Genomic DNA, 11,791 nt, shown 5'->3' on the forward strand with positions numbered 1-11,791 from the left:
TCGGAGGACCATTGTAGGCAGAGAATATATTTTGTATGGTGCATGAAGCTTATGGGTTCACGGATTCTGCGTCCTGAGAAAGGCCACCGCATGACCACCACCGACTCTGCCCTCTGCGAGTTCTTCTCCGTCGCGGGAAAGACCGTCCTGGTCACCGGCGGCAGCCGCGGTATCGGCCTCGCCATCGCCGAGGGCTTCGTCCGCGCGGGAGCCCGCGTCTACATCTGCTCGCGGAGCGCGGATGCCTGCGCCGCCGCGGCCAAGGAGCTGTCGCGGTACGGCGAGTGCCACGCGCTGGCGGCGAACCTGGGCAGCGCCGAGGAGTGCCGCTCCCTCGCCGCGCACATCGCCGAGCGTGAGGCCCGCCTGGACGTGCTGGTGAACAACGCCGGCGCCATCTGGGCAGAAAGGCTCGAGGAGTATCCGGAGTCCGGCTGGGACAAGGTCTTCAACCTGAACGTGAAGGGCCCCTTCTTCCTCGTGCAGTCGCTGCTGCCGCTGCTGAAGGCTGCCGCGGCCCCCGAGTCCCCCGCCCGGGTGATCACCGTCGGCTCGATCGACGGCCTCCACATCCCGTCCCACGAGACGTACGCGTATTCCTCCTCGAAGGCCGCGGTCCACCAGCTCAGCAAGCATCTTGCGGACCAACTGGCTCCGTTCTCCATCACTGTCAACGTGATCGCGCCCGGCATGTTCAACAGCAAGATGCTCAAGGGGACGCTGGAGCAGCACGGTGAGGAGACCATGCTCGCGCCGGTCCCGCTGAAGCGCTTCGCGAACGGCATCGACATGGCCGGCACCGCCATCTTCCTTGCCTCACCCGCCGGCTCGTACATCACCGGGGCCGTGCTGCCGGTCGACGGCGGCACCGCCACCACCCTCTGACGAACCGCTCTTCCCTTCCGTACGTCCGCGTGGGGCCGACGGCCCCGAGCATGAAAGGGCCCTGCTTTGAGAATCGTTGTCGCTGTGAAGTACGTACCCGATGCCACCGGCGACCGCCACTTCGCCGATGACCTGACCACTGACCGGGATGCCGTGGACGGCCTGCTGTCGGAGCTGGACGAGTACGCGGTGGAGCAGGCCCTGCAGATCGCAAAGGACGCGAACGACGCCGAGGTCACCGTCGTGACCGTCGGTCCGGAGGATGCCAGGGAAGCCGTCCGCAAGGCCCTGTCGATGGGCGCGGACCGGGGTGTGCACGTCGAGGACGACGATATCCACGGTTCGGACGCAATGGGTACCTCGCTGATCCTGGCAAAGGCCATTGAGAAGACCGGTTACGACCTGGTCGTCACCGGCATGGCCTCCACCGACGGCACCATGGGCGTGCTGCCGGCGATGCTGGCCGAGCGCCTCGGCGTGCCGCAGGTCACCTACTTGTCCGAGGTCAACGTGGCCGACGGCAAGGTCACCGGCCGCCGTGACGGCGACGTCGCTTCCGAGGAGCTCGAGGCCGCCCTGCCGGCGCTGGTGTCGGTCACCGACCAGTCTGGTGAGGCCCGCTACCCGTCCTTCAAGGGCATCATGGCCGCGAAGAAGAAGCCGGTGGAGTCCCTGGACCTGGACGACTTGGGCATCGAGGCGGCCGGGGTCGGCCTCGGGGGCGCCTGGACCAAGGTTGAGGACGCGGCGCCGCGTCCGGCCCGTGTGCAGGGCACGATCGTGACCGATGAGGGTGCGGGCGCCAAGCAGCTCGCCGAGTTCCTGGCCGGTCAGAAGTTTATCTGAGCCTGAGTTGCCTGCCCGGTCTTCTTCGAACCAGGAGTGATTTCCTATGACTGAAGTTCTTGTCTATGTCGACCACGTGGGTGGTGCCGTCCGCAAGCCGACCCTCGAGCTGCTGACCCTCGCCCGCCGTATCGGTGACCCTGTCGCCGTGCACCTGGGCCCGGGTGGTGCTGCCGCCGCGAAGACCCTGGCCGAGTACGGCGCGGTCAAGGTCCTGACCCACGAGGCGGCGGAGTTCGCCGACTACCTGGTCGTGCCGAAGGTCGACGCTCTTCAGGCCGCCTACGACGCGGTCTCTCCGGCGGCGGTGCTGGTGCCGTCTTCTGCGGAGGGCAAGGAGATCGCCGCCCGCCTTGCGGTGCGGATCGGCTCGGGCATCATCACCGACGCCGTCGACCTGGAGAACAGCGACGACGGCCCCGTCGCGACGCAGTCCGTGTTCGCGGCCGCGTTCACCACCAAGTCCCGTGTCTCCAGGGGCACTCCGGTCATCACCGTGAAGCCGAACTCGGCCACCCCGGAGACCGCCCCGGCCGCCGGAGCGGTCGACGAACTGGCCGTGACCTTCTCTGAGGCTGCGACCGGCACCAAGGTGACCGCCCGCAACCCGCGTGAGTCCTCGGGGCGTCCGGAGCTGACGGAGGCGGCGATCGTGGTCTCCGGTGGCCGTGGTGTCAGCGGTGCCGACAACTTCTCGCTCATCGAGGCCCTCGCCGACTCCCTCGGCGCGGCCGTCGGCGCGTCGCGTGCCGCGGTGGATGCGGGTTGGTACCCGCACACCAACCAGGTCGGCCAGACGGGCAAGCAGGTCTCCCCCCAGTTGTACATCGCCGCCGGCATCTCCGGCGCCATCCAGCACCGCGCCGGCATGCAAACCGCCAAGACCATCGTCGCCATCAACAAGGACGAAGAAGCACCCATCTTCGAACTCGTCGACTACGGCGTCGTCGGCGATCTCTTCGACGTCGTCCCCGCCCTCACCGAAGAAGTCAAAACCCGCAAGGGCTGACACGCCACCGGAACACCACTCCTCGGAAAGCACTTCTTCCATGGCCGCCACCCTCACCCAACACCTCGCCGACTTCACCGCTGCCACCTCCTACGAGAATCTGCCGGACGAGGTGGCGGACGACAGTAAGCGGGTACTCCTCGACTCGATCGGCTGCGCCCTCGCCGCTGTCGACGAACCCCGCGGCCGCATCGGCATCGAGTACGCCGGTCTGCAGGGCGGAACGGACGAGTCTGCCACCGTCCTCGGCTCGGACAAGCGCAGTCCGGTGTTCGGTGCGGGGTTCGCCAACGGCGAGCTGATCAACGCCCTCGACTTCGACGCCGCGCTCCCACCTGGCCATGTGGCGCCGTACGTGATCCCAGGAGCTCTGACCGTTGCCGAGGAGCGCGGCGCGATCGGCAGGCTCCGCGGGCTGTCCGCCCCGACCCTCGCGCACGGCCTCGGCATCGCCGCCACCTTCTCCCCCTGTCAACACCCACCGCGCGTGGATCGCGCACGCTCCCAGCTCCACCGCCACATATCACCTCCAGGCCGGGCCCCTGGTGCAGATCGCACTGACCGCGAGCTGGATGGCGGAGCTGGGCCACCGCGGCGACCTTCAGGTGCTGGACGACGCCGAGGTCGGCTACCTGCACTTCATCGGCACCGGCCGCTGGGTCCCCGAGAATCTGACCGACGGCCTCGGCACCCGCTGGGACTTCCCTCCCAGCACAACTACAAGCCGTACCCGCACTGCCGCATCCTGCACGCCCCGCTGGACGCTCTGATCGGGATCGTCGAAACGCACGACATCAGGCCGCAGGAGATCGAGTCCATCCGCGTCCGGGGCGAGGGCTGGGTCATGGAGCCGGTGTGGCTCAGCCGTGAGGTGGAGCACGTGCACGACGCGCAGTTCAGTATCGCGCACGGCATCGCCGTCGGCGCCCACCGCATCTCCCCCGGCCGCGGCTGGCAGGACCCGGTCTTCGGCTCCTCCGTTCGCACCCTGATGGACAAGGTCACCTATGAGCCGCACCCCGACTACGTGACCGCGCTGGAGGCCGACCCCGCGGCCCGACCCACCCGCGTCGAGGTCACCGCCCGCGGTACGACGCACACCGCCGAGCGCAGCTTCCCCAAGGGCAGCCCCTCTCCGTACGCGACGACGGATGACCTGATCGACAAGTCCCGGCACAACGCCTCGGGAGTGCTCAGCGAGGCGGACACGGACCACGCGGTCGAGACACTGCTCAATCTGGAGACGGCCGCGGACGTACGTGCCGTGTTGCGTGCGCTGCCCCCCTTCCCGTTCGCGCCGGTAGCCCCGGACGACCTCGGGTCCCATGGACCGGATGGAGACAAGAATGCCGCTGACCGCGGACGAACTCACCGCCCACGTCGAATCCTGGGCCCCGGCCGCGCTGGTGCGCGAGGACGACCTGTCGCCCGGCCCGGCAGCCGCCCTGGCCGCGCTGCTCGGCCGGCCTGAGGACGGGCCGGCCGCTGGAGAGCCGCTGCCGCCGTTGTGGCACTGGCTGCACTTCCTGGAGTGGGTTCCGCAACAGGACCTCGGTCCGGACGGGCATCCGCTGCACGGTCACTTCCTGCCTCCGATCCCCGGCCGCCAGCGCATGTTCGCCGGCGGTCGGTACGAGGCCCGCCGCCCCCTGCTGACGGGCGTCCGCACCAGGCGGATCAGCAGCCTTCGTTCGGTGACGGTCAAGCAGGGCTCCTCCGGCCCCCTGTTGTTCACCACCGTCCGGTACGAGTACGCGCAGGAGAGCGAGGTCTGCGCCGTCGAGGAGCAGGACATCGTGTACCGCTCCGGCTCTACCTCATCCGCACCGGCCGTAGTCACAGCGTCGCAGGAGCCCGAGTCCAAGGAGCGCTGGCAGCTTCCGCTGACTCCTGACCCGGTGCTGCTGTTCCGGTTCAGCGCGCTCACCGCCAACGCCCACCGCATCCACTACGACGCCCCGTACGCCCGGGAGGCCGAGGGCCACGCCGGACTGGTCGTGCACGGTCCGTTGCTGGCCCTGCTGATGCTGGAGCTCGCCCGCCGGAACGAGCCTCGCCCCGTCCGGAACTTCTCCTTCCGACTTCGCAGTCCGGTCTACGCGTACGAGCCACTGCTCGCCCATGGGACACCGGACGGCGACCGCGCCGCCCTGCGCGTCTTGACCGGCCGCGCGGACCGACACAGCACCGGTGAGGTGACCTTCGCATGATCGGCACCCTCACCCGGGCCCGCACCCTGCTGTTCGTACCGGCCGATCGTCCCGACCGCTTCGCCAAGGCGGCCGGGAGCGGAGCCGCGGCCGTCATCCTCGACCTGGAGGACGCGGTAGCCCCGGAGCACAAGGAGGAGGCCCGTCGACATGCAGCAGCCTGGCTGTCGTCGGACGGGCACGCCCTGGTCCGGGTCAACAGCCTTGGAACGCCCTGGTACGAGAAGGACGTGGCGATGGCCGCCCAGTGTGGGGCGCCAGTCGTTGTGCCCAAGGCGGAGTGCCCCACTGCCCTCGCGGAACTCGCCGACCGCCTCGGCCCCTCCGGTGTCGTCGTCGCCCTCATCGAGACGGCGCTCGGCGTCGAGCGGGTCTTCGAGGTGTGCTCCTCGCCCGGCGTCGTACGTGCTGCGCTGGGGAACGTCGACCTCGCCGGTGAGCTGGGCGTCTCCCCCGACGACCAGGTGGCGCTGGGCTACGCCCGCAGTCGGCTGGTGTGCGCCTCGGCCGCAGCACAGCTGGCGCCGCCCGTGGACGGGGTCACCACCGCCGTTCGGGACGAGACCGCCCTCACCGCCGATCTGGACCACGCCCGCCGCCTCGGCTTCACCGGGAAGCTGTGCATCCACCCGGCCCAAGTGATGCAGGCCGAGAAGGCTTTCGCCCCCACCGAGGAGGAGCTGCGCTGGGCCCGGGAGGTCACCACGGCGCAGGACGGAGTGTCCGTAGTGGACGGGAAGATGGTCGACAAGCCTGTCCTCGAGCGGGCCCGTCGCATTCTCGCCTCCGCCTGAAAATGCGCATGGTCCCGGCACGTTCCACCGTGCCGGGACCCATCCGTTTTCAGAACGGGGCAATGACGCCCCGGTCGACAAGTGCGCCCAGCTCCGCCCCTCCCAGGCCGAGCACCTCGCTGAGCACCTGCTCCGTGTGCTCGCCGAGTCTCGGCGCCGCAGCCACCGGCCCGTACTCCTCGCCCCGGCGCAAGGGCAAGCGCGCGGTCAGCACCTCCCCGATACCGGGTTGCTCCACCTGTCCGATCACCCCGGACCCGCCGCCCGCGCGGATCTCTGCGGCCACCTCCGCCATGGTCCGGTACGCGCTCCACAGGACGTGGGCCGCGTCCAACTCCCGCGTCACCTGCTCCAGCTCACGGGCCTCGAACCAGGGGCGCAGCACCGCGGCGATCGTCTCCCGCAGGCGGAATCGCTCGGACTCCTCGTCCAAGTCGACACCCAGGGCGTCCTCCAGAGCGGCGAACACCTTCTCGGTGCCAGTCACGGTGCGCAGCGCCGCCCACTGACGGGGGGTGAGAGCCACTACCATCACGCGCCGCCCGTCTCCCGTGGCGAAGTCGACGCCGAAACTGCCGTACAGGTGGTTGCCGTGGCGCGCCCGATCCCCTTGCTCCTCGGCCTCGGCGAGCCAGCCCATGCTGGCTATCCCGGCCAAGGCCACGTCGTGCAGGGCTAGTTGCAAGAAGGTGCCCTCTCCGCTGAGCCCCCTTCTGTGCAGCGCGGCAAGCAGGCCCGTGACGGCCGTCATGCCGGTGAGGAGGTCCCAGGCGGGCAGGACGTGGTTGACCGGGTCCCCGGACCCGGCGGGACCGGTGAGGTGGGGCACGCCGACCTCGGGATTGACGGTGTAGTCCACCGCCGGGCGGCCGTCGGCGTATCCCTGGATGTGCACGTGGATCACGTCTGGGCGCCGCTCGGTCAGGACGTCGTACGACAGCCAGGGCCGGCCGGCGTTGTTGTCGACGACGAGTCCGTTGTCCCTTCCGGGGGCTGTAGCGAGCGCAATGACCAACTCACGCCCCTCCGGACTGCGCAGGTCGACGGCTACCGAGCGTTTGCCTTTGTTCAGCGCCGTCCAGTACAGGCTCTCTCCCGTGCGGTCGGACACCGGCCAGCGCTGGTGATCGGGCCCGCCACCCACGGGGTCGACTCGGATGACGTCGGCGCCGAGCTGGCCCAGCGTCATGCAGCCCGAGGGGCCCGCGACGAAGCTCGCGCACTCCACAACGCGCAGCCCTGCAAGGGGTGTTCCTGTCGTACCGGGGATTGTCACAGCAGACCTCCAACTGGGCGCGCCTGCGGAGCGGGCGCACGACCCGAGCAATCCATTAAGCATGATATATCTTATGCGAAAGGTGCGGCATACGGACGAGAGCCGGAGGGAGCGCTCGGCATGACGTCGACAGCGAAGGCACTGCAGGGCCTGGTCGACCGGCAGGAAATCCAGGATGCGCTGGCACGCTACGCCCGCGGGGTGGACCGCGGCGACTGGGAACTGGTCAGATCCGCCTACCACCCCGATGCCCACGACGAGCACGGCTCCTTCAGCGGCGGTATCGACGGCCTGATCTCCTGGCTGGCCGACCGCTTCGATGGTGTCGACAACTCCGTGCACTTCCTGGGCAACTGCCTGATCGAGCCGATCGGTCCGGAGAACGCCCTCGTTGAGACGTACTTCGTCAGCGCGCGCCTCACCACGAAGGACCCGCATCGCACGATCGACGCCGGTGACGCGCTCAGCCGCCAGGCATGGGGGCGTTACGTGGACCAGTTCACACGGCGCGACGGTGCCTGGCGCATCGCGCGTCGCACAGTCGTCATCGACGGCCGGTTCCAGTGCCCTGCCCTAGGCGGCGCCCGCATGGCCGAGGGCTCGTGGGGCACTCGAGACTCGACCGACCCGCTGCATGCGGCACGCTCCGCGGCGGGACTTACCTGCTGAACGCACTCCGGCTCGGTCAGCGGATTCCCGTGCCGCTCGAAAAGTCCTCGCCGCAGGCCACACGGCGTATTGGTACTCACTGATGAAGCTGCCGAAGAGCCGGGTGCGCAGCAGCCTGTGGGCAAGGCGGGGCCTCCCGCTCGCCGCTTGCTGGCCACTTGCTGACCTGGGCTCACCCAGCACGCGCCTGACCTGCGGTAATGCCCATCCTGTGGGTCTTCGGCAACACAATCGAGAATCGCATGGGCCGTCTGCGGTACCTGCTGTTCTACCTGGTCTGCGGCTACGCGGCCGCCTACGGATTCGCCCTCACGAACTCCTACGCCACTACTCCCCTGATCGGCGCCTCGGGCGCCATCGCCGGCGTCCTCGGCGCCTACCTGGTCCTCTACCCGAGGGCCCGGGTCTGGGTCCTCGTCCCCTTCCTGATCTTCCTGCCGCTGCGCCTGCCGGCCTGGATCGTGCTGGGCCTGTGGTTCGTGCTGCAGGCGCTCTACTCCGCCGGCGCGGGCGTCACCGGCGCCGGAACGGTGGCCTACGCGGCCCACGTGGTCGGCTTCGTCGCGGGCATGCTCCTCGCCTGGCCCCTCAAACCGGGCACTCCCTCACCACCCGAACCGGCCGGCGTCCTCTTCGGACGACAGACCCGAGGGGACTGGTAGGGCCACACGCCCGGGGCCGGGCTTGGGCGTGTTGGGGTGGTGGGGTGAGCGAGCGCAAGCCGTACCCCGGCGACTTGTCCGACGCCCGGTGGGGCCTGATCAAGCCGGTGATCACCGCGTGGAAAGAGCGGCACCCCTCCGTCAGCGGTCACCAGGGCGCCCATGCGATGCGGGAGACCGTCAACGCGATCTTCTACCAGAGCCGGACCGGCTGCCAGTGGCATTACCTGCCGCCGAAGAGCGCGACGTACTGCTACTTCGCCAGATGGGGTGACGACGGCATCGACCAGGTCATCCATGAGCTGTTGCTCTGTCAGGTGCGGGAGCGGGCCCGGCGATCAGAGGACCCGACCCTGCTGGTGCCGGACGCGCAGAGTGTCCACGCGGCTGCAGGGGTCCCGCGGCCACGACCGGCCAGAATGCCGCGAAGAAGGTGCCGGGCCGCAAGCGGGGCCTAGCGATGGATTCGCTGGCGCTGGTCGCGGCGCCCGGACCCCGCCGGCCGGGGAGCCTGTCGCGACGGCCGAGCTGACCGTGCAGCTCTTGCTGGCCACCGAGCCGGGCTGCGCCTACCGGGACCTGTTCGAACGGCAGCTGTCGGCGCTGGAGCCGGTGGAGTTCATGGAGTTCGGCACGACCGAGGCGGCCAAACGCGCGGCGGCTGCCGGCCTCGGGATCGCGTTGTTGCCCGAGGTGACGGTCGCCACCGAACTCGCGGAGAGTTCTCTCGTACGGCTCTTCTGGAAGCCCCCGTTCGCGCTTCGGACGCAGCTGGCGTGGCGGTCCGGGAAGCGGCTGCCGGCGCATGCCCGGCTGTTCGTGGAGCAGGCACGGCGACTGGTTTGCGAGCAAGGGTGACCTCGAGGCCGGCCGTCACGATCAGCGGGACGCCGAGTGCCTGGACGAGGGCGATGAGGTACGGGCGTACGCCGGTGATCCGCTTGGTGACCAGCGTGGACAGGCCGTACAGAGGAACGACCGTGGCGACCGAGATCGACGTGTTCTCGTACGACTGGAAGAGGAAGACCCAGTTGAAGACGGTGAGCACCCCGCCGCGCACGGCCAGTCCGAAGGTGCGCGAGGGTGAAGCCGTGGCCGCGCGGCCAGCCGCGGGCGGCGACGTAAGGGCCCAGCGCCAGGGCGCTGAACAGGACGCGGAAGAAGACGCTGAAGGTCGAGGCGCCCGACTCGACGACGAAGACGCCTAGGGCGCCGGAGAGCACCATCGCGCTTGTCAGCTGGGCCGTGCCCTTGTTCCCGGAGGTCATGTCCCCGACGCTACGAGCGGCCGAAGGCACTGGTCCACGCACCAGTGGGGCGTCCTGCCGATGCCCCATCGGTGCCGCCGATGCGCGCAGGTCACCCGCCCGGTCACCGGCCTCGCCGGCGCGCAAGGGGGCCGTGAATCCACGAAATTCCCGGCCCCTTCACCGCGGGTGCATCAGTGCAGTTCCGCCGCCATCGCCTGGACCGCCTCCGTGGTCCGGGCGTGCAGGGTGTGGCCGTACGTCACCCGGGCCGCGCCCAGGGTGCCCAGCTCCGACGGGGTGGGGCCGTTCGGGAGGCAGAGGGCGTTGATGGGGCGGTCGACCGTGGTCGCGATGTCCGGCAGGAGCTCCGGCGGGGCCAGGATCGGGTAGATGACGTCGGCGCCGGCGCGGGCGTAGAGCACGGCACGCTTGACCGTGGTCTCCACCGAGCGCTCGCCGAACAGGTACGTGTCCACGCGGGCGTTGAGCACCAGGTGCTCGCCCGCCGCCACGCTGACCTCGGCCAGCCAGTCGGCGTGCTGTGCGGCGTCCTTGAGGCTGCCGGTCAGAGGGTCCGAGTCCTCCAGGTTGCAGCCGACGGCTCCGGTGTCGAGAAGGCGGTCGACGAGTTCCTGAGGGTGCAGGCCGTAGCCGTGTTCGACATCCGCGGTCACCGGTACGGACACGGACCTCACGATGCGGGCGATCGCGGCGAACATCTCGGCGGGCGGGGTGTGGCCTCCGTCCCGGTAGCCGAGGGTCGCGGCGACGGCCGCACTGGACGTGGCCAGGACGGGGAAACCGGCGTCCGCGAAGGCGCGGGCGCTGACCGCGTCCCAGACGTTGGGGATGACCAGGGGGTCGGACGGATCCTGGCGTTCGTGCATCGCGCAGAACCGCTGCACGGTTGCAAGGGTCTCCACTGCTTACCTCCTGCTGAGCTGGTACTTGGCGTACAGGTCGGACAGCTCCCACGCCAGGTCGAGGGACTGTCCTCGGTTCAGCCTCGGGTCGCAGGCCGTCTCGTAGCGGGCGGACAGGTCGACGGTGGTGACCTCGTACGTGCCGCCCAGGCACTCGGTGACGTGTTCACCCGTCAACTCGACGTGGACTCCTCCCGGATGGGTGCCGTACTCCAGGTGCACCTCGAACCAGCCCCGGATCTCGTCGAGGATGTCCGCGAGTCTACGGGTCTTGCATCCGTCGGGTGCGGTGACGGTGTTGCCGTGCATGGGATCGCAGATCCAGGCGACACGGGCACCCTCCGCCGTCAACCTCCGCACGACTCCGGGCAGGACGTCGCGCACGGCGTCGGCGCCCATGCGGGTCACGAGGGTGAGGCGACCGGGTTCACGCTCCGGGTCGAGCCGGTCCACGAGGGCGGCCGCCTCGTCCGGGGTGGCCGTGGGCCCGAGTTTGACCGCGATCGGGTTGCGGATGCGGGTGGCGAAGTCGATATGGGCGCCGTCGCGTGCACGGGTGCGTTCGCCGACCCACAGCAGGTGCCCGGACAGGGCGTACGGGCCCTCGGGCGTGATACGCGTCAGGGGGTGCTCGTAGTCGAGGACGAGCGCCTCGTGGCTGGTCCAGAACTCGGTGTTCTGCCGGGCCGCGAGCGTGCGCAGCACCTCCAGGGTGGCGGCCGAGACGCGATGGGCACGGACCAGGCGGGACGGGTCGGGGGTGCGGGACTCGGCGTTGAACGCGTGGCCGTTGACCAGGTCGCCGCGGTAGACGGGCAGGGTCACCTCGCCCCGGGTCTCCTGCGGCTTCGAGCGCGGCTTGGCGTACTGGCCCGCGATACGGCCGACGGTGACGACGGGCAGCGCGGACGCTTCGGAGACGATCGCCGCCATCTGGCCGAGCGTGCGGAAGGTGGCGTCGATCCGGTCCGGCTGGGCCGCCTCGAAGGTCTCGGCACAGTCGCCGCCCTGCAGCAGCAGCGCCTCGCCGCGGGCGACGGCGGCCAGCCGCGCGCGCAGGGCGTCGCATTCCGCGGGGTGGACAAGGCCGGGGGCGCGGTCCAGTTCGGCGACAGCCGCGGCGAGGGCCCCGGGGTCGGGCCAGTCGGGCTGCTGCGCGGCGGGGAGTTCAGGGAACTCCGGGACGTCCGGGGCTCGTTCGGCACATTCGGGCTCCGCCGGGCCCTCGGGGGGCGCGGTGAGCTCGGTGAGCTCGGTCGGGATCACG

At 69.9% G+C, this 11,791-nt stretch carries 12 protein-coding genes and 2 pseudogenes; 11 read left to right on the top strand and 3 right to left on the bottom strand.

Annotated features, from left to right (window positions below):
- Positions 1-90: 90 nt before the first annotated feature.
- The 6 genes from DIZ27_RS19760 (at position 91) to DIZ27_RS19785 (ending at position 5,744) form a co-directional block, all read left to right on the top strand.
- Positions 91-885 (top strand): SDR family NAD(P)-dependent oxidoreductase, encoded by a 795-nt coding sequence (locus tag DIZ27_RS19760; RefSeq protein ID WP_109379760.1) that lies wholly within the window; start codon positions 91-93, stop codon positions 883-885.
- 84 nt (positions 886-969) lie between these two features.
- Entirely contained in the window at positions 970-1,731 is a 762-nt protein-coding gene (locus tag DIZ27_RS19765; RefSeq protein ID WP_109379761.1) for an electron transfer flavoprotein subunit beta/FixA family protein, read from the top strand.
- Between the two features lie 46 nt (positions 1,732-1,777).
- Positions 1,778-2,740 carry an electron transfer flavoprotein subunit alpha/FixB family protein gene (locus DIZ27_RS19770; RefSeq protein WP_109379762.1) on the top strand — a complete coding sequence of 321 codons (963 nt, stop codon included), beginning with the start codon at positions 1,778-1,780 and terminating at the stop codon, positions 2,738-2,740.
- Between the two features lie 40 nt (positions 2,741-2,780).
- Positions 2,781-4,211: an MmgE/PrpD family protein gene (locus DIZ27_RS19775; protein ID WP_219933629.1), complete on the top strand. Its 1,431-nt coding sequence runs from the start codon at positions 2,781-2,783 to the stop codon at positions 4,209-4,211.
- Positions 4,093-4,950, top strand: a complete 858-nt coding sequence (locus DIZ27_RS47180; protein ID WP_258308472.1) for a hypothetical protein — start codon at positions 4,093-4,095, stop codon at positions 4,948-4,950. The genes DIZ27_RS19775 and DIZ27_RS47180 overlap by 119 nt, the downstream gene beginning before the upstream one ends.
- Positions 4,947-5,744 carry a CoA ester lyase gene (locus DIZ27_RS19785; protein ID WP_109379764.1) on the top strand — a complete coding sequence of 266 codons (798 nt, stop codon included), beginning with the start codon at positions 4,947-4,949 and terminating at the stop codon, positions 5,742-5,744. Before DIZ27_RS47180 ends, DIZ27_RS19785 begins: the two co-directional genes overlap by 4 nt.
- 49 nt (positions 5,745-5,793) lie before the next feature.
- Here the strand turns inward: DIZ27_RS19785 and DIZ27_RS19790 are convergent, their stop codons facing one another.
- Positions 5,794-7,083, bottom strand: coding sequence for a CoA transferase (locus tag DIZ27_RS19790; protein ID WP_109379765.1), 1,290 nt, complete (start codon positions 7,081-7,083; stop codon positions 5,794-5,796).
- A 57-nt stretch (positions 7,084-7,140) separates the two neighbouring features.
- Here DIZ27_RS19790 and DIZ27_RS19795 point away from each other — a divergent pair, with 57 nt between their 5' ends.
- The 5 genes and pseudogenes from DIZ27_RS19795 to DIZ27_RS45780 all read left to right on the top strand — a co-directional run bounded on the left by DIZ27_RS19795 (position 7,141) and on the right by DIZ27_RS45780 (position 9,559).
- Complete coding sequence (locus DIZ27_RS19795; protein WP_109379766.1) at positions 7,141-7,689, top strand: nuclear transport factor 2 family protein; 549 nt, start codon at positions 7,141-7,143, stop codon at positions 7,687-7,689.
- 200 nt (positions 7,690-7,889) lie between these two features.
- Positions 7,890-8,351, top strand: a pseudogene (locus DIZ27_RS19800) (rhomboid family intramembrane serine protease); the annotation flags it as partial.
- A 44-nt stretch (positions 8,352-8,395) separates the two neighbouring features.
- Positions 8,396-8,838: pseudogene (locus DIZ27_RS19805) on the top strand (transposase); the annotation flags it as partial.
- Between the two features lie 47 nt (positions 8,839-8,885).
- Positions 8,886-9,209: a substrate-binding domain-containing protein gene (locus tag DIZ27_RS19810; RefSeq protein WP_258308459.1), complete on the top strand. Its 324-nt coding sequence runs from the start codon at positions 8,886-8,888 to the stop codon at positions 9,207-9,209.
- A 122-nt stretch (positions 9,210-9,331) separates the two neighbouring features.
- A complete protein-coding gene (locus tag DIZ27_RS45780; RefSeq protein ID WP_181383605.1) occupies positions 9,332-9,559 on the top strand; it encodes a hypothetical protein in 228 nt (75 codons plus the stop codon).
- Between the two features lie 233 nt (positions 9,560-9,792).
- Here DIZ27_RS45780 and DIZ27_RS19820 read toward each other — a convergent pair whose 3' ends face one another.
- A complete protein-coding gene (locus DIZ27_RS19820) occupies positions 9,793-10,524 on the bottom strand; it encodes an isocitrate lyase/phosphoenolpyruvate mutase family protein (RefSeq protein WP_375231984.1) in 732 nt (243 codons plus the stop codon).
- A gap of 3 nt (positions 10,525-10,527) precedes the next feature.
- Positions 10,528-11,790, bottom strand: a complete 1,263-nt coding sequence (locus DIZ27_RS19825) for a 3-deoxy-7-phosphoheptulonate synthase (RefSeq protein ID WP_258308460.1) — start codon at positions 11,788-11,790, stop codon at positions 10,528-10,530.
- Position 11,791: the final 1 nt, after the last annotated feature.

It is taken from the genome of Streptomyces sp. NWU339 (assembly GCF_003143855.1).
In the GTDB taxonomy this organism is placed as follows: Bacteria; Actinomycetota; Actinomycetes; order Streptomycetales; family Streptomycetaceae; genus Streptomyces.

Excerpts from the sequence above, each read along its gene's own strand:
- DIZ27_RS19760 (WP_109379760.1), top strand. The coding sequence starts at position 91 with ATGACCACCACCGACTCTGCCCTCTGCGAGTTCTTCTCCGTCGCGGGA.
- DIZ27_RS19770 (WP_109379762.1), top strand. The coding sequence starts at position 1,778 with ATGACTGAAGTTCTTGTCTATGTCGACCACGTGGGTGGTGCCGTCCGC.
- DIZ27_RS19775 (WP_219933629.1), top strand. The coding sequence starts at position 2,781 with ATGGCCGCCACCCTCACCCAACACCTCGCCGACTTCACCGCTGCCACC.
- DIZ27_RS19785 (WP_109379764.1), top strand. The coding sequence starts at position 4,947 with ATGATCGGCACCCTCACCCGGGCCCGCACCCTGCTGTTCGTACCGGCC.
- DIZ27_RS19790 (WP_109379765.1), bottom strand. The coding sequence starts at position 7,083 with ATGCTTAATGGATTGCTCGGGTCGTGCGCCCGCTCCGCAGGCGCGCCC.
- DIZ27_RS19795 (WP_109379766.1), top strand. The coding sequence starts at position 7,141 with ATGACGTCGACAGCGAAGGCACTGCAGGGCCTGGTCGACCGGCAGGAA.